Here is a 20,709-nt window from a genome sequence, read left to right on the forward strand (position 1 = left end):
TCCATGGACGAGATTTTTGCAATCGTGGCGATCTTCATCGCCCTCCCGTGGATCGTCCTGCACTACATCACGAAGTGGAAGACGTCCGCCACCATCACCACCGACGATGAAGCGTTACTGGAAGAGCTCTACAATCTCGCCAAGCGCCTCGATGACCGGATGGACACCGTCGAGCGTCTCGTCGCTTCCGACAATCCCGACTTCCGCCCCGCCCGCCTCGTCCACGACAGCGAGCAGGACAACGAACAGCTGCGCGAACTCGAACAGCTGATTGCCGAGAAAAAAGGAGCAGCAAAGTGAACTCCCCCCGCACCACTCTTTATCGCGACAAGCAGAATGCGAAGTTCATGGGGGTTCTCTCCGGCATCGCGGACTACACCGGCGTCAACGCCTTGTGGATCCGCCTGGGCTTCCTGATCCTCGCGGTGTCGATGGGCTGGCCTATCCTTGCCTATTTCGTCGCCGGCATCCTGCTCAACAAGAAGCCCGCACACCTCTACTCCGAGCCTGCCGAACAGAAATACTGGCAGGGCGTGCGGCAAAACCCGAAGCGTACGGCCCGCGAAATCCGTGGCAAGATGAAGGACATCGACCGCCGCCTGGCAGACGTCGAAACCTTCTACGTCAGCAACAACCCGCGCCTCACGGCCGAAATCGAACGCCTGCGCTAAAGCCGGGCCGAGGGGGAGAGAGAATATGGATCCCGCGCTTTTGATACCGATCCTGGCGCTGAGCATCCCGATCGTCGCGATCTGGACCAAGCACCAGCAGAAGCTCGCTGAAATGAACATCCAGACCACCGCGCAGGCCACTGCCGAACAGGCAGCGCAATACGCCAGCAAGGTGCAGCAACTCGAAGACCGCGTTCAGGTGCTTGAGCGGATCGTGACCGACAAGGGATACGATGTCGCCACCCAGATCGAAGCCCTGCGCGACCAGCGCCGCGTCGATGACGAAGGCACCGGCGTTCCCTTAGGGACGCTGAACAGGGAGAAAGCATGATGGAATTCTTCACCGAAACCGCAATCATCGCCGGCGTGGCCATCATGACGGGCGGCTGGGTGGTAACAACCTGGTTGCGGATAAAGAACGGCTATCCGCTGGAGAACAGCTGGGGCAAAGCCGTCTATCCGAAGAACGACCAGGCAGTGGAGCGGGTCAAGCTGCTCACCCAGGAAAACGCCGAACTGCGTGCTGAATTGGGTTCGCTCAAGGACCGCCTCGGCAATGTCGAACGCATCGTCACCGACAGCGGCTATCACCTGACCAATGAGATCGACCGCTTGCGCGACAAGTCGGAGACGAATTGATGGATCCGAACCTGATCCTGATTTTCGGCTTCGTCCTGACTGCGGCGCTCCTGGCCATGACTACCGGTATTCTCATCCACCGGCGCCAGGTCGAACACGACGAACGCCGCGCGGAACTGAAGGTCCGCGAGGCTGAGGCGAAGGCCGAAGAGGCGCGCTACTCCAAGGGCGACTACAGCCAGATCGAGGAGCGTCTCCGCGTACTCGAACGCATTGCAACTGACAGCAATCACGCTCTGGCTTCCCAAATCGACGAGCTGCGCGACCTTCACGCAATAGAAGACCGTACCCAGCCAAGCGAGGCCGCGCGATGAGCTTCTGGACCGCCATTTTCATGATCGTCGTGGTCTGCGCCATCGCCGAGGTCTTCAAGGCGAAGTACCGCTCCGAAAAAGGCATCACTCGCGATTACCTCGGCAACGAAACCGTGGTCGGCTCCAAGGTCGATCCCGACGCCCAGCGTGAGCTCGAAGACCTGCGCGAACGCATCAAGGTACTGGAGCGCATCGCCACAGACGGCAATTCGCTCGACGCAAGTGAAACGCAGCGGATCGCCGCTGAAATCGAGGCCCTGCGCGACAAGCAGGTCGAAAAGGACAACTGAGGACCATCCGGGTTCAAGGAGGACATGGGGAAATGTTCGAACCGACACTCATAATCGCAGGCGCTGCGCTGATCGGCCTAGTAATTGTCGCCGGCACCTTGCTGAGGGCATGGCACGACTGGATCGAATTCAAACGTCGCCAGCTGGAACACGATGCGCCCGTACCCGAAGACACCGGCAGCGCGATGGGCGCGGCCCGTATCGAACTTGCCGACCTGCGCGAGCGGATCAAGAAGCTCGAAGCGATTGCCAGCGGAGTGGACCTATGAGCGCGACCAATAATGCAGCACAAGCCGGTATAGGCCTTGGAAGCGCAATCGCCGTCGCCATCAGCTGGAGCCAGCACCAATCGATCCTCTGGGCAATAATCCAGGGATTTTTCGGCTGGTTCTACGTCATCTACTATGCATTCACCCGCCCTGGAGGGCTGGCCGGCTGAGCGCGATGGACGCCGCCTCATTAGCTGGCTAGATGCCGCCGCCATGCGCAAACTCGACGACATTGCCGAAGAATACGACTTCCTCGAAGGCGACGAGCGGTATCGCCTGCTGATCGAGCTGGGTCGGGATCTCGAACCCATGCCCGATCCACTGAAAACCGACGCCACCCTTGTGCGCGGATGTTCGGCGGCGGTCTGGGTCTATCCGACAGGCGATGCCGACCAGCTGCATTTCCTGGCCGACAGCAATGCGGCGATTACCAAGGGTATTGTGGCCCTTGTGATCTCGGCCGTTCAGGACAAGCCGGCCAGCGAGGTGGCGCAGATGGACATTGCCGCCGCGCTCGATCCATTCGACCTGAAAAACCAGCTTTCCAGCAACCGGACGCAAGGTGTGCCCAACATGATTGCGCTGGTTAAGGAGCATGCCGCGCGGATCGCAGCCGGTTAGCATGCGACGCCACATCTATCGCGCATGCGGTTTCCTGTTCGTCGGGCTGGGGGCCATCGGGGCTTTTCTCCCCATCATGCCGACAGTGCCTTTCCTGTTGCTGGCGGTCTATTTCTTCGCCCGCTCCAGCCCGGAACTGGAGCAGAAGATCCTCGATCATCCGACCTGGGGCCCGCAAGTTCGCGACTGGCGCGAACGCCGCGCGATCAGCCGCAGGGCAAAGACCATGGCGATCGGTGCCATGGCGACCGGTGCCGTCTTTACCTGGTACACGCTTGGTGCGCCCTGGTACTACATCTCCATCGCCATCCTCGTGATCGCCGGGACCTGGATCGCCACGCGAAACGAATAGGCGCTTTCAGGAACGCGCTGCGATTCAGTCCGTTAGGGTAACATACGGATGGGAGGGTCGACCGAAAGGAACACTCTCAAATGGCAATTCTCATTCTCATCGCCACGATCCTGCTTCCCCCGCTCGGCGTCGCTGCCAAGCATGGGCTCGGCGGCACCACGTTGCTAAATGTCGTGCTGACCCTGCTGGGCTTTATCCCGGGACTGATCCACGGCCTGTATGTGAACTACGCCCGCTAAGCGGCACAGACCGACTAGAACACGAAGCGCCGGGGCCTCAGGCTCCGGCGCTTTCGCGTACGGTGGCGATCCCCGCTTCCTTCTGGCGCTTGAGTTCCGCCTTCAGCTTGGCCGGATCGCGCGCGAGCACGAAACCGAAGCTTACCCCGCCTTCCTTGCCGATGGTCGCATGGTGCAGTTTGTGCGCCTGGACCAGCCGCTTGGCGTAGCCTTTCTTGGGCACCCAGCGGAAATAGCGCTGATGCACCAGCCCGTCGTGAACGAACGTGTAGATCAGGCCGTAGCAGGTGATCCCGAAGGCGATCCACCATAAGAGGTCCGACCAGACATAACCGACGGCAAACATGGCGAAGACGATGGTGCCGAACGTCACCGCGTAGAGGTCATTCTTTTCCAGTACATTATCGTGCGGTTCGTGATGGTCGCGGTGCCAGCCCCAGCCCCATCCGTGCATGATGTATTTGTGCGCCCACCAGGCGAATAGTTCCATCCCTGCGATCGACAGGAACACGGTGAGAAGGATGGCGGGAATGCTCACTTGGAAATCTCTGGCAGCGACATGGTCTTTCGGGCGCGGGGCAGGCCCCACCATGGGACGTGCGGCGCGAGGTGATGCTCGTGATGATAGCCGAAATGGAAACAGCTGGCGAGCGATGCAAGGCTTGAGAAGCCGTCGCTGCGTGCATTGTGCCGGTCGGTAAAGCCGACATCGTCGTGTCGATGCGGGCGATAGGTGCCGAAGTAGAACAGCTGCAACGAGGAAGCGATCGCGGGTGCCCCGTAGAGCAGCACTATTTTGAGCGCCGATATGGAGAATACGGCCCAGTATATCGTCACGACGCTGCTGACGAACAGCACCGACTGCCAGCCGAAATAGCGTTTCAGGAAGGTGCCGTACCACGGCCAGAACCGCGTCGGGTGGTCGGCGCTGAAATCGGGATCGTCGGCCGTGCCGGGAGCCTTGTGGTGCGCGAAGTGAGCATCGCGCATCTTGCGCCAGCCGAAGCCCGCGTAGAGAAACAGCAGCGCTCCACCGATCAGCCCGTTAAGCCGCCCGCCGCCCGGCGCGAGCGATCCGTGCATCGCATCATGGCTGACGATGAAAAGGCCGACCGAAAGCCAGCATTGCACGACCGCCATCGCCAGAGCGACCGGAAGCGTCTGCCAGGTGAGTTCGAACACGAACATGGCGAAGAGGTGCAGCGCCAGCCAGCTTGCGAAAATGGCGAAAGCCAGTGCAAGGCCGATCGCGGCCTGTCGCGCGTTGCCGGTTGTGATGTTCGGGGATGCGCCCATGCAGCGGTTGTACCCTGCCCGGACCGCCTAGGACAAGCGGTTCGCGACAGGCAGGATCAGTCCTTGAAGAAGAACTTGGTCACTTCTTCGCGCAGGCGAGCGGGACGCAGCGTTTCGGAATCGATGCAGCACCAGGCGCTTTTCACTTCGGCGAGCACTTCTTCCCCGCGCTGGATCACGGTCGAGTAGAACGCCCGCGCACCCTGTACCTTTTCCAGTACGGTGCTGGCGATCACCTCGTCATCGAGGAATGCCGGTTTGCGATAGGTAATCTCGTGCTTGAGCGCGACCCACGCCTTGCTCGCCACCTCTTCGGCAGGCGCGATCTTGTTCCAGTGGGCGAGGACCGCGTCCTGCACCCAATTGAGATAGCGGGCATTGTTCACGTGACCCATGAAATCGATATCGGAGGGAATCACGCGGATCGGAAAGGCGAAGGGCTTTGCTGACATGAGTGTAAGTAAAGCACGGAAAGGTTAACTTTGGAAGACTCTGGATTTGCCTTTTTGCGCGCGTGACATTCCTGCCGCAAACCTGTGCGCGACATGGCAAGCAAACCGCGCACACTCTACGAAAAGATCTGGGACGCCCACGTCGTCGAACGGCAGGACGATGGCACTTGCCTCGTCTATATCGATCGGCACCTGGTCCACGAAGTCACCAGCCCTCAGGCCTTCGAGGCTTTGCGGGTTGCAGGTCGAAAAGTTCGCCGTCCCGACCTGACCCTCGCGGTCCCCGACCACAACGTGCCCACCACCGCGCGCCTTGCCGCCGATGGTTCACGAATCCCGATTGCCGATCCGCAAAGTGCGGCGCAATTGGCTGCGCTCGAGAAGAACGCGCCCGAATTCGGTATCCGATACATCGATGCGGTCGCGCGCGAACAGGGCATCGTCCACGTCGTCGGACCCGAACAGGGCTTCTCCCTCCCAGGCGCCACAATAGTGTGCGGCGACAGCCACACGGCGGCTCACGGCGGGATTGGCGCGCTGGCCTTCGGTATCGGTACAAGCGAAGTGGAACACGTACTGGCCACCCAGACGCTTCTGCTGCGCCAGTCGAAAAGCATGGAAGTGCGTGTCGAAGGCGCTCTCTCCGCCGGCGTCACGCCCAAGGACCTTATCCTGCATATCATCGGCGTGATCGGGACCGCAGGCGGCACCGGCCACGTTATCGAATATCGCGGCAAGGTCTTCGAGAAAATGAGCGTCGAAGGCCGTCTCACCGTATGCAATATGAGCATCGAAGGCGGCGCACGCGCTGGCATCATAGCGCCGGACGACACGGTGTTTCGCTATCTCGAAGGTCGACCCTACTCACCCAAGGGTGGGGATTGGGACCGCGCGGTCGAATGGTGGCGCTCGCTCGCCACCGACGAAGGCGCGGTCTTCGACAAGAGCGTTGTCATCGACGCTGCCGATATCGAACCCACGGTAAGCTGGGGCACCAGCCCCGAAGACGTGGTGGCGATTGGCGACACGGTCCCCTCGCCCGATTCCTTCACGGATCCTTCCAAGCAGGACGCTGCGCGCAAGAGCCTCGACTACATGGGCCTCGAACCGGGAACGCCGCTGGAAGATGTCGCGATCGAGAACGTTTTCATCGGCTCATGCACCAACAGCCGGATCGAGGATTTGCGCGCTGCCGCAGCGGTCCTGAAGGGCCGCACCAAAGCCGCCAATGTGCGCTGGGCCATCGCCGTGCCAGGATCCGGCCTCGTCAAGCAACAGGCCGAAGACGAAGGGCTGGACCGCATTTTCACCGATGCCGGTTTTGAATGGCGCGAGCCGGGCTGTTCCGCCTGCCTTGCCATGAACCCAGACAAGGTGCCGCCGGGCGAACGCTGCGCGTCGACCAGCAACCGCAATTTCGTAGGCCGCCAGGGTCCGGGCGCCCGCACCCATTTGATGAGCCCCGCGATGGCTGCTGCCGCCGCCGTCGCCGGTCACCTCGTCGACGTGAGGAAGCTATCGGGCGGGTAGGGTCTTGCCCTTCCATGCTCTGCAATCCATGAGACCATCATGACCAAACTCCCCAAAGGCAAGGCCGCCATCGCAGGTGCGATCGGATCGGCCGCTATCGCCGCCGCGCTGCTCTATGCGAACAAGCGCCGCGAAAAGAAAAACCAGCCGAACCAGCCTGGCCCGATTCCTTCGGGGGAAAACCCCGAAACGGACTGATCGCCAAAGCGCAAGGAGCCCGCATGACAAAGACCAGAACCACCTTGGCGGCCGCAGCTCTCGTCTTGGGCCTCGCCGCCCCGGCCAGCGCGCGGGACGCAGCCGATGTGGAACTGTGGCGTCTGGATTGCGGCACCATCGAATTGAGCGATGCGGGCCCCTTTTCCGACACGCACCTCTACGACGGCGAACCGCGCACGCTGACCGACAGTTGCTACCTCGTCCGCAATGGCGAGAATTACCTGCTGTGGGATGCCGGCCTGCCTTCCGCGCTGAAGGGCACCAGCGTGACGCAAATGGTCTTCACGCTCAGCGTCGAAAAGACCATCGCTGAACAGTTGGCCGAAATCGGCCTCGCCCCTGACGACGTCGATTTCGTGGGCGTGAGCCACTATCACGATGACCATATCGGCCAGGCGTCGGAGTATGCGGGCGCAAGGCTGCTGATCGGGCGCGGTGACGCAGAAGCAGTCACCTCGGGCGCGATGGAAGCCACCCGCGCACAGCTGGCACCCTGGCTAGCCGAAGGAGCCGAGGGCGAAGTTACGCGGATCGCGTCGGACCATGACGTGTTCGGTGACGGTTCGGTCGTGATCAAGGGAATGCCCGGGCACACGCCGGGCCACTCGGTCCTGCTGGTCCGCCTTCGCGAGACCGGCAACGTCATGCTGACCGGCGATCTCTATCACTTCGAAGAGCAGGTGACTAACCGCGGTGTGCCAGCGTTCAATACCAACCGCGCCGACACTCTCGCCTCATTCCACCGGTTCGACCAGATGGCAGAAAACCTCGAAGCGACGGTCGTGATCCAGCACGATCCGCCTCACGTAAACCGCCTCCCCGCATTTCCCGGATCGGCAAAGTAATGGACAAGGTCACCGTTATTATCGGCCGGGCCATTCCGCTCGGCCTCAAGAACGTCGATACCGACGTCATCATCCCTGCCCACTGGCTCAAGACCGTCAGCCGCGAGGGGCTTGGCAAGGGCGCCTTCGAGACGATCAGGCAGGCTCCCGGCAACCCTTTCGATGTCGAAGATTTCGCCGGTGCGCCGATCCTGATCGCGGGCGACAATTTCGGTTGCGGCTCCAGCCGCGAACACGCTGCCTGGGCAATGCTCGACATGGGCCTTCGCGCCGTGATCGCGCCGAGTTTTTCGGACATTTTTGCCGGAAACGCATTCAAGAACGGCATTCTCGCCGTCGAATTGCCGCAGGAACAGGTCGACCGCCTGCTGGAAGTGGCGAAGACCGATACCATCACCCTCGACCTGGAAAATCAGGTCGTGACAACACCCTACCAGGATCGCTTCGCATTCGAGATCGACCCGTTCCGCAAGCATTGCATGCTGGAAGGACTGGACGAAATCGGCCTCACGCTGAAGCGCGACGAGGCCATCGAGACACACGAACAATCGCGCGCTGGCAGCCTCCCCTGGCTCGATGCGCCACAATCATACCGGAGAGACGCAGCATGAAAGCAGTACTGTCGAAGGAAACGGGCGGTCCCGAAACCCTCGTAGTCGAGGATATCGAAGCCCCCACGCCCGGCAAGGGAGAGGTCCTCATCGACGTTGCCGCCTGCGCGATCAACTTCCCCGACACGCTGATCATCCGCGACATGTACCAGTTCAAGCCGCCGCGCCCTTTCGCGCCGGGCGGCGAGATCTCCGGCACAATCGAAGCGCTGGGCGAAGGCGTCGAAGGCTTTGCCGTAGGCGACAAGGTCATCTGCGGGGTCGGTAACGGAGGCCTGCAGGAAAAGGTCGCCGTTGCAGCTGCGCGCCTCTTCAAGGTACCCGAAGGCATCGACCTGGTGCAGGCAAGCGCACTTCTGATGACCTATGGCACGACCATCCACGGCCTGAAGGATCGCGGCGACATCAAGGAGGGCGAAACCGTGCTCGTGCTCGGCGCAGCAGGCGGTGTGGGCCTTTCGGCTGTCGAACTGGCGAAGGCCTATGGCTGCCGAGTCGTCGCCGCCGTCTCGACCGAAGAAAAGGGCGAAGTTGCCAAGAAAGCTGGCGCCGACGAGGTGGTGATCTATCCGCGCGCGCCGTTCGACAAGGACCAGTCCAAGGCACTTGCACAAGCGTTCAAGGACGCTGTCGGCCCCAACGGCGCGGACATCGTCTACGACATTGTCGGCGGCGATTATTCCGAACCGGCCCTGCGCTCGATCGCCTGGGAAGGCCGCTTCCTGGTGATCGGTTTTCCGGCAGGTATCGCGAAAATGCCGCTCAACCTGACGCTGCTGAAAAGCTGCGACATCCGCGGCGTTTTCTGGGGCGCTTTCACCGCCCGCGAGCCGGAACGCAACAACGCCAATATCGCGGAGCTGTTCGACCTCTGGAAGGCAGGAAAGATCAACCCGCTGGTTAGCGAAACCTATCCGATCGAGCGCGCGCACGAAGCCATCGCCAAGCTGGAAAATCGCGGCGCGATCGGCAAACTCGTCGTGACAATGGACTGATCGGGCGTTCTCGCCCTTGCCCCTTTGCCTCCCGATACCTATTCGGGAGGCAACTTCTTCCAAGGGGATAGACATGACCGACTTCAAGGATCGCGAACGCGGCGAAGAATCCAAGTTCGCCTTCGACCAGGAAACCGAATTCAAGATTGCCGCTCGTCGCAACCGGCTGCTGGGCGAATGGGCTGCCGGGCTGATGGGCCTCACCGAAGAAGAGACCGATGCCTACAAGAAAGCCGTCGTCCAGGCCGATTTCGAAGAAGCCGGTGACGAAGACGTCGTCCGCAAGCTGCTGGGCGACCTGACGGCTGCCGATTGCGATGTCAGCGAGGCCGATATTCGCTCCAAGCTGGAAGAATGCTCGGTCGAGGCTCGCCGCCAGTTCATGAGCGACCAGAAGTAATCCGATGCCGATGAAGGCAGATGACATCGTCGCGCTGATCGAGGAGGCGCTTCCGGGCGCGGTCGTCGAGATGCGCGATCTTGCAGGGGATAACGACCACTGGGCGGCGAAGGTCACTGCCCCGCAATTTGCAGGCAAGACGCGCGTCGCCCAGCACAAGCTGGTTTACGACGCGCTTGGTGGCCGGATGGGCGGCGAACTCCACGCCTTGCAACTGACTACCCAAGCCCCCACCTGAATCCTCACCAGATTCACGTCAAAGACAAAGGCAGGGCACATTATGTCCGATGTAAATTCACGCATCTCCGATCTCGTCGGCGGTAACGACGTCGTCCTCTTCATGAAGGGCACGCCGCTGTTTCCGCAGTGCGGCTTCTCCAATCGCGCGGTCGCTATCCTCGACCATTGCGGCGTCGCATATGAAAGCGTCGACGTCCTGCAGGACATGGAAATCCGCCAGGGCATCAAGTCCTTTTCCGACTGGCCGACCATTCCCCAGCTTTATGTGAAGGGCGAATTCGTCGGCGGCAGCGATATCATGATGGAAATGTTCGAAGCCGGTGAGCTTCAGCAGATGATGGACGAAAAGCAGGTCGCCAAGGCCGAAAGCTGAGTTTTTACGAGCTCTGAAACGGGTAAGGCCCGCCTGGGGGACGTCCAGGCGGGCCTTTTTATTTGGTGTGAGGCGGATCGGAAACCAGGGAAGATCCGCCTCTCGAAGACCAAACAGTATGCGAACAGGTATGCAGGCCCCGTGCCAAAACCACGCATGCGAGGGTTGGTGGGGAGAGCGATGGTTAACAAGGGCTCGCTGTCTATCAACTATGTAAAAAACTCCGACACGGAGCCCGTAATCGCTTGGCAACCGGCAGGACTGGCTGCAAACTTCAGACGATGAGCGCGAACGCAGATACCCCCGATCCCATACCCGCAGCGACGCTGGTGGTTTTCCGCAAGGGCCGCGAGGGACCGGAACCGGAAATCCTGATGACGATTCGTTCGCGCACCATGTCCTTTGCGGGAGGCATGGCAGTGTTTCCGGGCGGAAGGGTCGATCCGGAAGATTATGAGCTCGCCGCCGAGGCCTCGGCTTCTGCGGGCGATCCGGACGAAGTCGCGCACCGCATTGCGGCAATCCGCGAAACGCTGGAAGAGACCGGCCTCGCACTCGGTCTGAAAGGTGCAATGGACGCGCAGCGCGCCGCCGAAGCTCGCGCGTTACTGCTCGAAAAGCGTGCGCTGGCCCCGGTTCTGGAATCGTTCGACCTCGCGCTCGACCTCGATGCGCTGACCCCATTCGCCCGCTGGCTCCCGTTCGGCCTCGCGCACAATCGTATCTTCGACACCATGTTCTACCTGGCCGATCTCGGCACGGGCGCAGTAGATATCGAAGTCGATGCGACCGAAAATACGCACCTATTCTGGGTCAGCGCCGCCGAAGCGTTGCGCATGGCTGAGCGCGGCGACATCTCGCTGATCTTTCCCACGCGCCGCAATCTCGAACGCCTGGCGCAGTTCGCGACCTTCGACGAGGCCCGCGACCACGCGCGGCAAACCCCGGTCCGCGTGATTACCCCGGAGGTGGTCGAGGAGGCGGACGGATCCTACCTCGCGATCCCGGATGATCTGGGATATCCGATCACCCGCGAGGAGCTGACCAGCGCAAATCGGAGCTGAAAATTGGCGCACCCGACATGAAGTGATGGGCACTGCAATCGTTGGGAAATTCTAGTTTCCCTATCCTGATAACGGCAAATTTGGCCCTCATTCCAGGCATCCAAGGTCGGATTTATCATTTCCCATAGCTGACCGTCCGCTTTTTCCCGCTTCGGACTCTCAGCTTATGTCCGATTTTGGGTGGGTAGCGGACATTTGATCACAAATGCGTTGGTAGTGTATGTGCCTCCCAAATTTGGGAGGATTTTAATATGAAGGTATTACTTTCTTCAGTCGCACTTTGCGCGATCACCCTAACGGGATGTTCGAATAATGTAGCGGATACGTCCAGCCAAGTTGCCGATGAAAACATGCTAGAGCGAAACAAGCGCCTGGCCGCGGAATTTTACGAGAAGCTTTGGTTTTCGAACAACACGGACGCTTACGCCGACTACGTTGCAGACGAATACGTAGTCCACGATATTGGTGATAGGAAGAACGTTACGGAACCCGCTATTGCGCAGAAGGAAGTGGCTGATCTTTTCCATGGGTTCGGGACCTTGAGCGGCGAGATCGATTATCAGATCGCCGAAGGAGATAAAGTTGCGACGCGATGGTTCATTTCGCTGGATCCGAATGATCAAGGTCGGACGAAGGGAATGACCAAGGTGGAGCGCGTGCCAATCATCAATGTCTTCAGGTTCAATGAAGAAGGCAAAATAATCGAAATCTGGAACCACAGACACGACATTGATTTGCCTCAGCCGCCCGGTGGCGGAAAGCCGACAATAGAAGGTTAGCCACGAGACACGTTCAGGGACGACCTTCGGATCTCAGTTCGAACGTCCGCAAGCGGGTCGTTAGCCGCCGGTCCGCTCCTGGCACACCGCTAGCTCGTTGAAAGCGTCGCCAGATGGGTGGAGAGCGGAACCTAGGCGGACCCTGCTTCGCTGGCTTTCCTCAATCGTTCAGCTTGCAACTTGGCATTATCGACAGCGTCCTCTGAACATTCTGCCTCCGCCAGTTGATCGATCTCTTCGGCGGCGCGCTTGACCATTTTCCTGAGCACGATCTTTTCCTGCTCAGTGTTCTTAAGCTTATGACGGAGCGCGCGCTTTTCTTCATCCATCCACACAGACTAGAAAAATCATCGGCTGATGCAAGTATGTCCGCAATCGGGTCATTTGCTGTCCGTCCGCTCCTTGCACATCGCTTGCTCAGTGAAACTGTCGTCAGATGGGTGGAAAGCGGTCCTTGGTTGGACTCGAAGACGAATGGCATTATCGGCGCCACATGGCAGATTGCGGATGCGGCCCTACTGAAATCGAGACGAAAGCCCAGCAGCGGGCTCTATGGCTGGCGCTTGTCCTGAATGCCGTAATGTTCTTCGTGGAAGTTGCTTCTGGGCTCTACGCGGATTCGACCAGCCTTGTAGCGGACGGTCTGGATATGCTCACGGACGCGTCGGTCTATGCGGTCGCTTTGATGGCCATAGGACGAAGCAATGCCTTTAAGGCCCGCGCCGCAACTTTGAGCGGAGCTTTGCTACTGATTGTAGGCATAGGGGTCGTTCTCGAAGCCGTAAGGCGCGCCTTCGTTGGAGCAGAACCTGTCGGTGTCTTGATGATTATGGTCGCCCTAGTGGCACTCGCCGTGAACACCTACGTGCTCAGACTACTGCAAAGGCAGCGCAGCGACGAAGTCCACATGCGCGCGGCTTGGATTTTCACTCGTGCCGACGTGGTCGCCAATGTTGCAGTGATTGTGTCGGGTGCGGCGGTCTTACTTACCGGCGTGATCTACTTTGATCTTCTGGTCGGTGCAGCCATTGGCCTCTTTGTCATGAGGGAAGCAATGGAAATACTGCGGGAAGCAAGACAAGCTGGCCGTTAGGGCAGCTAACTTAACGTCCGCAATCGGGTCGTTAGCGGCTGGTCCGCTCCTGGCACATCGCTTTCTCGGTGAGACAGGCGCGAAGTTGGGTGGAAAGCGGACTTTTAAGAAAGCGAGCCAGATCAGCGCGACAGGAGGATTTGCCTTGTTGCGACCTGCAACATTAAGTCCTGGCTTTCACCAACATGAGTGGGCGCGATGAGAAAGTTAGGAACCACGCCTCTTGTCTCTTCTGACCCGGATGGACGCACCATGTAAGCCTTTGGATAGATAATGGTCGAACCTGAATGGGGTAGGTCGAAGGTTTCGACCGCTCCATAGGTGGTCGGCAGATCAGCCGTTTCTTCTCCAAAGATTGTCGCGATGCCCAGGTCCTGCATCAGCGCAGCAATAACGGCCGCATTCGAATAGCTATGCCGATTTACGAGCACCCACACTCGGCCTCCGAATGCATTGTCGGCAATGGGTTGCGTTTCAGGGAGTTCGATGGATACCACCTCACCGTCTTCCGCATCCGCCACCGCCGCCGCTATTCGGCCAGCGAGTGTCTCGCGATCACGAGGTCGATCAAACCACACGGCCTTGGTATTTGGGCCTGCCCTCACCTCGTAGCGTGACGCAAAGCGATAAGGGTTGTCGATCAGCCGGGCAATTATGAGATCCGAAAAGCTGGCATCACCACCGCCGTTGTCGCGCAGGTCGATGATTAGGTCTTGCGCTTCGCTTTCGGCCATTGCTGCAAAGGCTTCGCTGATAAAGGCGCGGAACGGTTCAATCAGGTAGGCATCGCCGTCTTCGCCCCGCTCGGCCTTGGTGGCCGAGAACGGACCGGGCTGAAGGTAGAAGATGCCTTCTCCAAGATCGCGATGGATGCGGGCACCCGGCTTCCGGGTGGGTCGTGGCAATGCGCGGGCATCCTGCAGCGAGTACATTTCACCGAAGGTCACGGCCTTGATGCGATGCGAGCCTGCTTCACCATTGGGTGCAATGTAATCGACGAGGAGATTATCGACCGGCCCGAACTTCAAATAGAGGTAGGCAGGCATTCCCATTTCGACTTGGGTGCGCAGCAGACGCAAGGTATCGGCAGAGACGATTTTTCTCACACCGTTTTCGAACTCTTCAACCGGGACGCCCGCAAGCGCTGTGATCCGCGATCCGGGTGGCAGTGCATCGCTGGTGCCAGTCCAATTGTCGGTGATCATCCTGTCACCACGATAGACGATCGAGAGTGGAATGATTTTGCCGCCGTTCCCGATATGACCAAACACATCGGCCAAGGCTGCTTCGGTTTTAGAGTGTCCAATGTTCCCGAATGCCATCGCCTCATGCAGCATGAGATGGAATTCTGACTTCTTGATGGGGCCATCTATACGCGACAGCAACTCCTGCAGACGGGCTTCATATTCAGCCTTGCTGCGCCGGGCGAAAAGATTGACGTGTTCCTTCTGGAGCCTGGTGAAAAGAACCTGCAGATCTTCTCTGGCTTCCTGCGCTGTGTAGCAGTTGCTGCAGCCATCGGCAGTCTGTGCAGAGACCGGCACAATAATCCCGAAAAGCAACAACGGAAAAAACGAGCGGATCAAACCATGAAGCATCGTTTACGCCTATCAAGGCCCGCATATAGGTCAACGTGAAGATGAGGCACACTCCACGACAAGGAGTTCTGTGTCTCCTTTCGGGTCGTTAGCGGCTGGTCCGCTTTTGGCACATCGCTAGCTCGGTAAATCAGTCGCGAAGTGGGTGGAAAGCGGACGATCCAAATCTGGTTGTTAAAGGGTGTGCTCAGACATTGTCAGCCGCGAGCCAGGATCCCTATTCGTTTCCCTTCACGACGAGAGTGTCGATCGGCAGGCTTCCGAGCAGCTCGTTGGCGGTGCTGCCGATCGTCGCATGCCGCAGGGCGGATTCGCCATGCGTCCCTAGCACCAGCAACTCGGCCTCGCTCTCGCGCAGGTCCTTGCGCAGTGCGCCCCCCGTGCTGCCGTAGACAAGATGCGATGTGACCCGCTTACGCGTTTCACCATCGAGCTCATCCAAGAACTCGCTGAACACCTTGCGCTCGGCCTTCTCAACATCCTTCCGTACGTAATCGGCGTTCTGCCAGCCTTCGAATGGTACGTGATAGGCATGGATCAATTGGATACCGGCTTTCGGAAACATTTCCGCGGCTTTCTTCAGTGCGACGCGTGACGGCGGATAGAAGTCAGTCGCACAGGCGATGCTGTCGTAGGGATATCGGGGCCGGTTCTTGACTACGAGCACCGGAACCGGCGAGTGGCGTATGACATAGTCGACCGCCGTTCCCAGCAGGTAATCCTTCATGCTGTTGAAACGAGCCACCCCGATCACGATCAGGCTCGCTTCCACTTCTTCCGCCACGCTCGCAATGGCGTAGTCCGCACGCTCGATCGGGTAACGGAAAGTAATTTTTGTATCTGTTTCTGGGAGAACCGAGCGCATCCTGCGATCCAGCTCGCTCCGTGATGGTGGCTCGCCCAAGGCGGGATCGAGAGCATGCACCAGCACGACTTCGGCATCCCATTGCTCTGCCAGTTTCAGCGCGCGGTCAATCGCGCGGTCCGCTTCGGCGCGAAAATCGGTGCCGACAACAATTCTGCCTACCATAATAAACCCAGTCTCCTCTACGCCTCCTCGTGCACAGACGACCCTATCGATACCAGCATGGGCCCTCAAGGAATTCTGGTCTTCGGCTATCGACAATAGGGTCGATTTTGCCGAGTGTCGAAGCGATGGAATCGCAACTTCACATTCCTTACCTTCGCGAAGTGATCGTGTTCTTGGCGGTGGCCGGTTTCGCGGTTCCTTTGCTTCAGCGCAAATTTAGTCCGGTTCTCGGCTACCTTCTGATCGGCGGGCTGATCGGACCGTATGGGCTCGGCCTGTTCGCCAATGACTATCCTATAGCGTCTTACGTTGTGATCGACGATCTCGATGGGGTTCGTGCTCTTGCTGAGATCGGCGTCATCTTCCTCCTGTTCGCGATTGGGCTCGAGCTGTCGCTGGACAGATTGTGGTCGATGCGCCGCTTCGTCTTCGGTCTCGGGACCGCGCAGATCGTCCTGACCGGCATGCTGATCGGCAGCATCGCTTATGCATGGGGAAATTCGGGGTCGGCGGCGCTCGTCCTGGGCGCATGTCTGGCGTTGTCCTCGACAGCCATCGTCATGCAATTGCTGATCGAGAAGGGCAGGCTCACCACACCGGTCGGGCGCTCGGTGTTCTCGGTGCTCCTGATGCAGGATCTGGCGGTCGTCCCCATCCTCTTTATTGTCGGCGTCCTCGGGACGGTTTCCGCAGGAGAGAGCATCGCCTGGGATCTGGCCTTGGCGCTCGGAGAGGCGGCGGTCACGGTCGTCGTCATATACGCCGTCGGTCGTCTTCTCGTGCGGCCGATCTTCCGCCTGATTGCCCAGACCGGCAGTCGCGAAGCGTTCATGGCCATGATCGTCTTAGTGGCGCTTGGCACGGCGGCGGTGACGGGGGTCGTCGGTTTATCGATGGCGCTCGGCGCGTTTCTCGCTGGCCTGCTGATTGCCGAGACCGAGTACCGGCACCAGGTCGAAGTCGACATCGAACCGTTCAAGGGCCTGATGCTCGGGCTGTTTTTCATGTCGGTCGGAATGGGGATCGACTGGCGCGTGTTGGGAGAGTCGCCATTCTGGATAGCGGCGTCCGTAGTCGGTCTCATCGCGCTGAAGGCGGTCGTAAACATCGGCCTCTTTCTGCTCTGGAAGTTGCCCCGTCACCGTGCGGTGGAGGCCGGCTTGCTACTCTCGCAGGCAGGAGAGTTCGCCTTCATCGTAGTCGGACTTGCGATGTCGCTGGGGCTCGTGCCAGGACCGACAGGCCAGTTCATGCTCATCGTCGCGAGCCTGACGATGATGCTTACCCCCGTCCTCGAGCTCATGGCGCGCAAATCTGGGGCTTTGATCGAGGAGCAAACGGCCCGAGGTGCTACCGAGCAAGCGGAGGCAACCGAAGCGCTTGAGGGCCATGTCGTCATCGGCGGGTTCGGGCGCGTGGGTCGGTTGATTGCCTCTATCCTTGATCGCGAAGGTCTCTCCTACATCGCCATCGACAAAGATCCGGCGGTCGCTGCGCAGGCGCGATCGATGGGCCTGCCTGTCAGGTTCGGTGACGCATCGCGGCTTGAAGTCCTACAAGCCGCGCGCGTCAGGCACGCGACCGCGCTGGTAGTCACTCTCGGGGATGAAATACCTACCGAGAGGCTGACCGCGAGAATGCGAGAGGCGGCACCGCATGTTCCGCTGTTCGTCAGAGCGCGCGACGGTGATCAAGCCGAGCGGCTAACTAATGCGGGAGCGACCGCCGCGGTCCCCGAGACCATTGAGGCAAGCCTTCAACTAGCAGCGAGAGTGCTCGAAGGGTGCGGGTTCGACGATGATGTCGTCCAGCGACGCATTCAGTTGGAACGGTAGTCTCCCTTCGTGCTGGTAATACCATCGGAATGTCTGCATTCGGGTCGTTAGCTGCCGGTCCGCTTTTGGCACACGCCTAACTCGGCAAATCAGTCACGAACTGGGTGGAAAGCGGCCGTCGCTCCGACCTCATTTCTGTGTGATTGGGGGGAGGCGGCTTCGACCGCCCCTCTCGACCTCGGAGAGTGAAGAATGTGCTATCGGTCGTTACGATCTGGTCTGTTAGAATTACGCAACGAACTCGCAGGTCGAAAGGGTGGCACATGCCCATATCCCGAGATCATCTAGTAACTCGTCGCATTGCTCCCGTCGCAATGCTCTTACTGTGTAGCTTGACCCTGGTGTCATGCAGCGCTGGGCAACAGCGCATGGTGCAAGACACCCAAGAGAGGCCGATGGAGTTACGCTATGGGCAACATTCGCGCCAGGTAGTCGATTATTACTCTCCAGAGCCCGCCACCGGAACTGATACACCGCCGCCACTCATCGTATACGCACACGGAGGCGGATGGATCGAAGGTGATCGCAAAGTGCAGGCCTATTCCAAGCCCGCGCACTTCACAAAATCGGGATACGCTTTCGCGTCCACGGGTTATCGGGTTCTGCCGGACGCACCGGTAGAAGATCAGGCTCGTGATTTGGCAGCCGCAATCGCTGCCTTGCGCGGTAATTCAGAAAATCTCGGCTTCGATGGCGATCGAATAGTTCTGATGGGCCACAGCGCCGGTGGCCACCTTGCAGCGTTGTTGGGAACGAACGAAGAGTTTCTAAAGCAGGATTTCCAAGCAATCAGAGCGATAATTCTCTTGGATGTCGGAGCGCTAGACGTTCCTTATGCATTGGCTCGGCATGACAATCCGGCTTCGCAACGCATCTATGGGCGAGTATTCGGAGGCGATCCGAAACGTCACGATCTTCTTTCCCCACTGTATCATGTCGGTGGTGCGGACGTCCCGGCTTGGCTAGTCCTCTACGTTGAAGGGAGAAGGTTCACGCAGGACCAAGCTACTGCCTTGGCGGAGGCGCTTAAACGTGAGGGGACTGTCGCAGATTTGATACCGATCGGCGAAACTAACCACAGTCGACTAAACCGGGATCTTGGAAGACCGGATGACCGGGCAACAGGCGTGGTTGACGAATTTCTAATCAAACGTCTGCAACCGGGTGGGTAGCGGACCAGCCGCTTTCGGCTGGCATCCAACGATAGCTGCCTGCCCGTTCTCAGGATTGCATCCTCGTCTTCTACAGGGCCGCTTCTGGGTGGCTAGCTGACGTAAGGTTTTGGTGGCGAGCCGACCAACGCAATTGTATCTACGTTAAATGTATCAATCAGTTCTGAACGAGTTGCGGGTTCGGTGGCGTGAGGCCCATCATCACATCGGCCAAGATGACATCAGACGCTGGTCGACTGAAGCCAAGCTGCCACCAACCAAGCTCTTCGACGAGTTGGCGGTGGAATTGGCGAGTGACTTCTTCGTAGGGTTTCTAGGCTGGGAGTTTTGCGACGGAGTAGCGAATGCCCTCTTTGGCGCCCTACTAGAGTTCGGCGAGGGTTGCGAATGGCCTGACACATTCTTCGAGTTCTATTGTGCTTTCGACCATAGCGAGATGGAAGGCCCAAGAGACCGTGAATTGATCCGCAGCTTTCTTAAGCAACACAAAACGCTGACAGGCTGAATGTCCGCATTCGGGTCGTCACAGGACTGAGCGCTCCTAGCGCGGTGCGAGTGACGTCAGATGGGTGGTTAGAAGACACTAGCGAATATAACTCAGAGGCCTCACAGAAGTGCTTGAGCCAAACTCACTTCAATCGCTATCGGCTTGTTCAGGCAAACCTTCGCGCTCAGTCTCCGCGAAATCTTCGAGTTCTTCCTCCGACATGGAAGCGTACATCTCTTTGGACGCGCCCTGCAGTTGGGATTTGTCCGTTTCTCCACGTTTGGCAGCGAGCGCAGCTCCAGCTGCTTTCTGTTGTGCTTTGGACTTTGCAGGCATCATATTATCTCCTCTGCCAAATCGGATGTGGCTCAATAAATCCGATACTCACCACTGAGGCGTTAGGCGCATTTCACGAAAACAATTCCGTCGCCCTCGATTGTTGCACTTCCTATCGAGATGGGATCGTAGGCTGCGTCCGTTGCTGGGCGCAGCACCGCCAAGCCATCGGGCCCACGCGCCTCGATTGGGAGGTCATCCATCGGCTCATCTAGATCGATCCGCGGGTATGCGTCCAAAATCACGAGTGCGCTGTTGTCATGCCGGCTTATATCGCCGTTCAAGATCGTGCCCGCGGCGCTAGTTTTAATGCGAAAATCAGGATCGCTGCAGTTCGCATTCAGGCCCTTCGCGACCCACGTCCCAGAGACATACTCGCGATCCAACGCAATCCCGCCGGAGCGTGCCGGGTCGCGGTCGGCTGCGGGAGGAGCCACGGCATCTATTCGATCAGGGACTATCGTTCCTCGACCTTGCATACAGAAACTAGCATCGGCGATCTTACCGGAAATTCGGATATAATCGCCTGGGCCAAAATCGGCCTCGCCGAAGTTAACGGACCAGACCACTCCGTCGGGTGTACGGACAACAAGACACTCAGCACCAGTCTCGACGCGCCCTTCCACTGTTACCAAACTTGCTTTCCCGGATGATTGATCTGCTGATGGCCTCTCGGGCTCGGCTTGGCGTGCTTCACCCGGCTCACTCGTGTCTTGTGAACAGGAAGCGAGGAGCGTCGCGGTCAGAACTAACCCAGCATATTTCATATTTAACCAACGGTGGGGTTGGGCGTGGTTCCGAAAGTCTCTTGAACCTGGCGAACCCCGATTTCCGCTGTCGGGTCGGAAGCGGAATGGCAGCTCTTTGAGGAATTTGGGCGAAAGCAGGCCAACAGTTAGCGGCCCAAAATGCCCTTCACCGCCTATGTCGAGCGCAAAACTGGACACAAAAATTGGCGG

At 59.1% G+C, this 20,709-nt stretch carries 33 protein-coding genes; 25 read left to right on the forward strand and 8 right to left on the reverse strand.

Translation table 11 applies throughout. The annotated features are described in order from the left end of the window. Positions 1 to 3: 3 nt before the first annotated feature. From pspB to K3179_RS02265, 11 genes are all read left to right on the forward strand, one after another. Positions 4 to 300, forward strand: coding sequence for an envelope stress response membrane protein PspB (pspB, locus tag K3179_RS02215; RefSeq protein WP_221562283.1), 297 nt, complete (start codon positions 4 to 6; stop codon positions 298 to 300). Next, complete coding sequence (pspC, locus tag K3179_RS02220; RefSeq protein ID WP_090481839.1) at positions 297 to 671, forward strand: envelope stress response membrane protein PspC; 375 nt, start codon at positions 297 to 299, stop codon at positions 669 to 671. The genes pspB and pspC overlap by 4 nt, the downstream gene beginning before the upstream one ends. 25 nt (positions 672 to 696) lie before the next feature. Further along, positions 697 to 1,002 carry a hypothetical protein gene (locus tag K3179_RS02225; RefSeq protein ID WP_221562284.1) on the forward strand — a complete coding sequence of 102 codons (306 nt, stop codon included), beginning with the start codon at positions 697 to 699 and terminating at the stop codon, positions 1,000 to 1,002. After that, entirely contained in the window at positions 1,002 to 1,310 is a 309-nt protein-coding gene (locus K3179_RS02230; RefSeq protein ID WP_221562992.1) for a hypothetical protein, read from the forward strand. The genes K3179_RS02225 and K3179_RS02230 overlap by 1 nt, the downstream gene beginning before the upstream one ends. Further along, complete coding sequence (locus K3179_RS02235; RefSeq protein ID WP_221562285.1) at positions 1,310 to 1,624, forward strand: hypothetical protein; 315 nt, start codon at positions 1,310 to 1,312, stop codon at positions 1,622 to 1,624. Before K3179_RS02230 ends, K3179_RS02235 begins: the two co-directional genes overlap by 1 nt. Further along, positions 1,621 to 1,914 carry a hypothetical protein gene (locus tag K3179_RS02240; RefSeq protein ID WP_221562286.1) on the forward strand — a complete coding sequence of 98 codons (294 nt, stop codon included), beginning with the start codon at positions 1,621 to 1,623 and terminating at the stop codon, positions 1,912 to 1,914. The genes K3179_RS02235 and K3179_RS02240 overlap by 4 nt, the downstream gene beginning before the upstream one ends. Before the next feature lie 32 nt (positions 1,915 to 1,946). Continuing rightward, positions 1,947 to 2,183: a hypothetical protein gene (locus K3179_RS02245; RefSeq protein ID WP_100260679.1), complete on the forward strand. Its 237-nt coding sequence runs from the start codon at positions 1,947 to 1,949 to the stop codon at positions 2,181 to 2,183. Continuing rightward, on the forward strand, positions 2,180 to 2,353 hold the full coding sequence (locus K3179_RS02250) for a hypothetical protein (RefSeq protein WP_198507657.1): 174 nt from the start codon (positions 2,180 to 2,182) through the stop codon (positions 2,351 to 2,353). The genes K3179_RS02245 and K3179_RS02250 overlap by 4 nt, the downstream gene beginning before the upstream one ends. Positions 2,354 to 2,396: 43 nt before the next feature. Next, positions 2,397 to 2,804 (forward strand): SufE family protein, encoded by a 408-nt coding sequence (locus K3179_RS02255; RefSeq protein WP_221562993.1) that lies wholly within the window; start codon positions 2,397 to 2,399, stop codon positions 2,802 to 2,804. A 1-nt stretch (position 2,805) separates the two neighbouring features. Next, positions 2,806 to 3,156, forward strand: a complete 351-nt coding sequence (locus K3179_RS02260; RefSeq protein WP_221562287.1) for a YbaN family protein — start codon at positions 2,806 to 2,808, stop codon at positions 3,154 to 3,156. A gap of 80 nt (positions 3,157 to 3,236) precedes the next feature. Further along, positions 3,237 to 3,395, forward strand: a complete 159-nt coding sequence (locus K3179_RS02265) for a YqaE/Pmp3 family membrane protein (RefSeq protein ID WP_090481816.1) — start codon at positions 3,237 to 3,239, stop codon at positions 3,393 to 3,395. A gap of 37 nt (positions 3,396 to 3,432) precedes the next feature. On the opposite strand, the gene K3179_RS02270 is transcribed toward K3179_RS02265, so the two are convergent. The 3 genes from K3179_RS02270 to K3179_RS02280 are packed head-to-tail and all read right to left on the reverse strand — an operon-like array spanning position 3,433 to position 5,143. Next, positions 3,433 to 3,933: a sterol desaturase family protein gene (locus tag K3179_RS02270; protein ID WP_224803760.1), complete on the reverse strand. Its 501-nt coding sequence runs from the start codon at positions 3,931 to 3,933 to the stop codon at positions 3,433 to 3,435. After that, positions 3,930 to 4,691: a fatty acid desaturase gene (locus K3179_RS02275; RefSeq protein WP_221562289.1), complete on the reverse strand. Its 762-nt coding sequence runs from the start codon at positions 4,689 to 4,691 to the stop codon at positions 3,930 to 3,932. The genes K3179_RS02270 and K3179_RS02275 overlap by 4 nt, the downstream gene beginning before the upstream one ends. Positions 4,692 to 4,747: 56 nt before the next feature. Continuing rightward, the gene (locus K3179_RS02280) at positions 4,748 to 5,143 is read right to left on the reverse strand and encodes an acyl-CoA thioesterase (protein ID WP_100260674.1); all 396 of its coding nucleotides are present in this window, start codon (positions 5,141 to 5,143) and stop codon (positions 4,748 to 4,750) included. Between the two features lie 93 nt (positions 5,144 to 5,236). Between K3179_RS02280 and leuC the strand changes: the two genes are divergently transcribed. From leuC to K3179_RS02330, 10 genes are all read left to right on the forward strand, one after another. Then, complete coding sequence (gene leuC / locus K3179_RS02285) at positions 5,237 to 6,673, forward strand: 3-isopropylmalate dehydratase large subunit (RefSeq protein WP_221562290.1); 1,437 nt, start codon at positions 5,237 to 5,239, stop codon at positions 6,671 to 6,673. Positions 6,674 to 6,712: 39 nt separating this feature from the next. After that, entirely contained in the window at positions 6,713 to 6,871 is a 159-nt protein-coding gene (locus K3179_RS02290) for an isopropylmalate isomerase (RefSeq protein WP_090481808.1), read from the forward strand. A 23-nt stretch (positions 6,872 to 6,894) separates the two neighbouring features. After that, entirely contained in the window at positions 6,895 to 7,737 is an 843-nt protein-coding gene (locus K3179_RS02295; RefSeq protein ID WP_221562291.1) for an N-acyl homoserine lactonase family protein, read from the forward strand. Continuing rightward, positions 7,737 to 8,348, forward strand: a complete 612-nt coding sequence (gene leuD / locus K3179_RS02300) for a 3-isopropylmalate dehydratase small subunit (protein ID WP_221562292.1) — start codon at positions 7,737 to 7,739, stop codon at positions 8,346 to 8,348. The genes K3179_RS02295 and leuD overlap by 1 nt, the downstream gene beginning before the upstream one ends. Beyond that, entirely contained in the window at positions 8,345 to 9,343 is a 999-nt protein-coding gene (locus tag K3179_RS02305) for an NADPH:quinone oxidoreductase family protein (RefSeq protein ID WP_221562293.1), read from the forward strand. The genes leuD and K3179_RS02305 overlap by 4 nt, the downstream gene beginning before the upstream one ends. Before the next feature lie 73 nt (positions 9,344 to 9,416). Further along, positions 9,417 to 9,743, forward strand: a complete 327-nt coding sequence (locus K3179_RS02310) for a DUF1476 domain-containing protein (RefSeq protein ID WP_221562294.1) — start codon at positions 9,417 to 9,419, stop codon at positions 9,741 to 9,743. A gap of 4 nt (positions 9,744 to 9,747) precedes the next feature. After that, positions 9,748 to 9,981, forward strand: a complete 234-nt coding sequence (locus K3179_RS02315; protein WP_090481794.1) for a BolA/IbaG family iron-sulfur metabolism protein — start codon at positions 9,748 to 9,750, stop codon at positions 9,979 to 9,981. A gap of 42 nt (positions 9,982 to 10,023) precedes the next feature. Further along, entirely contained in the window at positions 10,024 to 10,356 is a 333-nt protein-coding gene (grxD, locus tag K3179_RS02320; RefSeq protein ID WP_090481791.1) for a Grx4 family monothiol glutaredoxin, read from the forward strand. 281 nt (positions 10,357 to 10,637) lie between these two features. After that, a complete protein-coding gene (locus K3179_RS02325; RefSeq protein WP_221562295.1) occupies positions 10,638 to 11,420 on the forward strand; it encodes an NUDIX hydrolase in 783 nt (260 codons plus the stop codon). Between the two features lie 251 nt (positions 11,421 to 11,671). Continuing rightward, positions 11,672 to 12,199 carry an ester cyclase gene (locus K3179_RS02330; protein WP_221562296.1) on the forward strand — a complete coding sequence of 176 codons (528 nt, stop codon included), beginning with the start codon at positions 11,672 to 11,674 and terminating at the stop codon, positions 12,197 to 12,199. A gap of 131 nt (positions 12,200 to 12,330) precedes the next feature. Here the strand turns inward: K3179_RS02330 and K3179_RS02335 are convergent, their stop codons facing one another. Beyond that, complete coding sequence (locus K3179_RS02335; RefSeq protein WP_221547126.1) at positions 12,331 to 12,528, reverse strand: hypothetical protein; 198 nt, start codon at positions 12,526 to 12,528, stop codon at positions 12,331 to 12,333. Positions 12,529 to 12,653: 125 nt separating this feature from the next. Between K3179_RS02335 and K3179_RS02340 the strand changes: the two genes are divergently transcribed. Beyond that, a complete protein-coding gene (locus K3179_RS02340) occupies positions 12,654 to 13,292 on the forward strand; it encodes a cation diffusion facilitator family transporter (protein WP_247712769.1) in 639 nt (212 codons plus the stop codon). 122 nt (positions 13,293 to 13,414) lie between these two features. Here the strand turns inward: K3179_RS02340 and K3179_RS02345 are convergent, their stop codons facing one another. Further along, on the reverse strand, positions 13,415 to 14,890 hold the full coding sequence (locus K3179_RS02345) for a S41 family peptidase (protein WP_221562297.1): 1,476 nt from the start codon (positions 14,888 to 14,890) through the stop codon (positions 13,415 to 13,417). A 217-nt stretch (positions 14,891 to 15,107) separates the two neighbouring features. Then, positions 15,108 to 15,920 carry a universal stress protein gene (locus K3179_RS02350; RefSeq protein ID WP_221562298.1) on the reverse strand — a complete coding sequence of 271 codons (813 nt, stop codon included), beginning with the start codon at positions 15,918 to 15,920 and terminating at the stop codon, positions 15,108 to 15,110. Positions 15,921 to 16,045: 125 nt separating this feature from the next. On the opposite strand from K3179_RS02350, the gene K3179_RS02355 reads away from it, so the two are divergent. The 3 genes from K3179_RS02355 (at position 16,046) to K3179_RS02365 (ending at position 19,432) form a co-directional block, all read left to right on the forward strand. Next, positions 16,046 to 17,755 carry a monovalent cation:proton antiporter-2 (CPA2) family protein gene (locus tag K3179_RS02355; RefSeq protein WP_221562299.1) on the forward strand — a complete coding sequence of 570 codons (1,710 nt, stop codon included), beginning with the start codon at positions 16,046 to 16,048 and terminating at the stop codon, positions 17,753 to 17,755. A 368-nt stretch (positions 17,756 to 18,123) separates the two neighbouring features. After that, a complete protein-coding gene (locus tag K3179_RS02360) occupies positions 18,124 to 18,927 on the forward strand; it encodes an alpha/beta hydrolase (protein ID WP_221562300.1) in 804 nt (267 codons plus the stop codon). Between the two features lie 148 nt (positions 18,928 to 19,075). Then, positions 19,076 to 19,432, forward strand: coding sequence for a hypothetical protein (locus tag K3179_RS02365; protein ID WP_221562301.1), 357 nt, complete (start codon positions 19,076 to 19,078; stop codon positions 19,430 to 19,432). Between the two features lie 129 nt (positions 19,433 to 19,561). Here the strand turns inward: K3179_RS02365 and K3179_RS02370 are convergent, their stop codons facing one another. Beyond that, positions 19,562 to 19,753 carry a DUF3008 family protein gene (locus tag K3179_RS02370; protein WP_425594728.1) on the reverse strand — a complete coding sequence of 64 codons (192 nt, stop codon included), beginning with the start codon at positions 19,751 to 19,753 and terminating at the stop codon, positions 19,562 to 19,564. A gap of 59 nt (positions 19,754 to 19,812) precedes the next feature. Continuing rightward, on the reverse strand, positions 19,813 to 20,517 hold the full coding sequence (locus tag K3179_RS02375; protein WP_221562302.1) for a DUF5818 domain-containing protein: 705 nt from the start codon (positions 20,515 to 20,517) through the stop codon (positions 19,813 to 19,815). Between the last annotated feature and the right edge of the window lie 192 nt (positions 20,518 to 20,709).

Source organism: Qipengyuania intermedia (assembly GCF_019711615.1).
In the GTDB taxonomy this organism is placed as follows: Bacteria; Pseudomonadota; Alphaproteobacteria; order Sphingomonadales; family Sphingomonadaceae; genus Qipengyuania; species Qipengyuania intermedia.

What these genes read in the sequence shown, in the direction of transcription:
- K3179_RS02315 (WP_090481794.1), top strand. Translation starts at nt 9,748, where the DNA reads ATGCCGATGAAGGCAGATGACATCGTCGCGCTGATCGAGGAGGCGCTT.
- K3179_RS02280 (WP_100260674.1), bottom strand. Translation starts at nt 5,143, where the DNA reads ATGTCAGCAAAGCCCTTCGCCTTTCCGATCCGCGTGATTCCCTCCGAT.
- pspB (WP_221562283.1), top strand. Translation starts at nt 4, where the DNA reads ATGGACGAGATTTTTGCAATCGTGGCGATCTTCATCGCCCTCCCGTGG.
- K3179_RS02245 (WP_100260679.1), top strand. Translation starts at nt 1,947, where the DNA reads ATGTTCGAACCGACACTCATAATCGCAGGCGCTGCGCTGATCGGCCTA.
- K3179_RS02375 (WP_221562302.1), bottom strand. Translation starts at nt 20,517, where the DNA reads ATGAAATATGCTGGGTTAGTTCTGACCGCGACGCTCCTCGCTTCCTGT.
- K3179_RS02355 (WP_221562299.1), top strand. Translation starts at nt 16,046, where the DNA reads ATGGAATCGCAACTTCACATTCCTTACCTTCGCGAAGTGATCGTGTTC.
- K3179_RS02325 (WP_221562295.1), top strand. Translation starts at nt 10,638, where the DNA reads ATGAGCGCGAACGCAGATACCCCCGATCCCATACCCGCAGCGACGCTG.
- K3179_RS02305 (WP_221562293.1), top strand. Translation starts at nt 8,345, where the DNA reads ATGAAAGCAGTACTGTCGAAGGAAACGGGCGGTCCCGAAACCCTCGTA.
- K3179_RS02350 (WP_221562298.1), bottom strand. Translation starts at nt 15,920, where the DNA reads ATGGTAGGCAGAATTGTTGTCGGCACCGATTTTCGCGCCGAAGCGGAC.
- K3179_RS02240 (WP_221562286.1), top strand. Translation starts at nt 1,621, where the DNA reads ATGAGCTTCTGGACCGCCATTTTCATGATCGTCGTGGTCTGCGCCATC.
- K3179_RS02360 (WP_221562300.1), top strand. Translation starts at nt 18,124, where the DNA reads ATGGTGCAAGACACCCAAGAGAGGCCGATGGAGTTACGCTATGGGCAA.
- K3179_RS02330 (WP_221562296.1), top strand. Translation starts at nt 11,672, where the DNA reads ATGAAGGTATTACTTTCTTCAGTCGCACTTTGCGCGATCACCCTAACG.
- leuD (WP_221562292.1), top strand. Translation starts at nt 7,737, where the DNA reads ATGGACAAGGTCACCGTTATTATCGGCCGGGCCATTCCGCTCGGCCTC.
- K3179_RS02260 (WP_221562287.1), top strand. Translation starts at nt 2,806, where the DNA reads ATGCGACGCCACATCTATCGCGCATGCGGTTTCCTGTTCGTCGGGCTG.
- K3179_RS02235 (WP_221562285.1), top strand. Translation starts at nt 1,310, where the DNA reads ATGGATCCGAACCTGATCCTGATTTTCGGCTTCGTCCTGACTGCGGCG.
- K3179_RS02370 (WP_425594728.1), bottom strand. Translation starts at nt 19,753, where the DNA reads ATGATGCCTGCAAAGTCCAAAGCACAACAGAAAGCAGCTGGAGCTGCG.
- K3179_RS02230 (WP_221562992.1), top strand. Translation starts at nt 1,002, where the DNA reads ATGGAATTCTTCACCGAAACCGCAATCATCGCCGGCGTGGCCATCATG.
- K3179_RS02290 (WP_090481808.1), top strand. Translation starts at nt 6,713, where the DNA reads ATGACCAAACTCCCCAAAGGCAAGGCCGCCATCGCAGGTGCGATCGGA.
- K3179_RS02255 (WP_221562993.1), top strand. Translation starts at nt 2,397, where the DNA reads ATGCGCAAACTCGACGACATTGCCGAAGAATACGACTTCCTCGAAGGC.
- K3179_RS02225 (WP_221562284.1), top strand. Translation starts at nt 697, where the DNA reads ATGGATCCCGCGCTTTTGATACCGATCCTGGCGCTGAGCATCCCGATC.
- K3179_RS02310 (WP_221562294.1), top strand. Translation starts at nt 9,417, where the DNA reads ATGACCGACTTCAAGGATCGCGAACGCGGCGAAGAATCCAAGTTCGCC.
- K3179_RS02265 (WP_090481816.1), top strand. Translation starts at nt 3,237, where the DNA reads ATGGCAATTCTCATTCTCATCGCCACGATCCTGCTTCCCCCGCTCGGC.
- K3179_RS02295 (WP_221562291.1), top strand. Translation starts at nt 6,895, where the DNA reads ATGACAAAGACCAGAACCACCTTGGCGGCCGCAGCTCTCGTCTTGGGC.
- grxD (WP_090481791.1), top strand. Translation starts at nt 10,024, where the DNA reads ATGTCCGATGTAAATTCACGCATCTCCGATCTCGTCGGCGGTAACGAC.
- K3179_RS02275 (WP_221562289.1), bottom strand. Translation starts at nt 4,691, where the DNA reads ATGGGCGCATCCCCGAACATCACAACCGGCAACGCGCGACAGGCCGCG.
- K3179_RS02250 (WP_198507657.1), top strand. Translation starts at nt 2,180, where the DNA reads ATGAGCGCGACCAATAATGCAGCACAAGCCGGTATAGGCCTTGGAAGC.
- K3179_RS02335 (WP_221547126.1), bottom strand. Translation starts at nt 12,528, where the DNA reads ATGGATGAAGAAAAGCGCGCGCTCCGTCATAAGCTTAAGAACACTGAG.
- leuC (WP_221562290.1), top strand. Translation starts at nt 5,237, where the DNA reads ATGGCAAGCAAACCGCGCACACTCTACGAAAAGATCTGGGACGCCCAC.
- K3179_RS02345 (WP_221562297.1), bottom strand. Translation starts at nt 14,890, where the DNA reads ATGCTTCATGGTTTGATCCGCTCGTTTTTTCCGTTGTTGCTTTTCGGG.
- K3179_RS02365 (WP_221562301.1), top strand. Translation starts at nt 19,076, where the DNA reads ATGTATCAATCAGTTCTGAACGAGTTGCGGGTTCGGTGGCGTGAGGCC.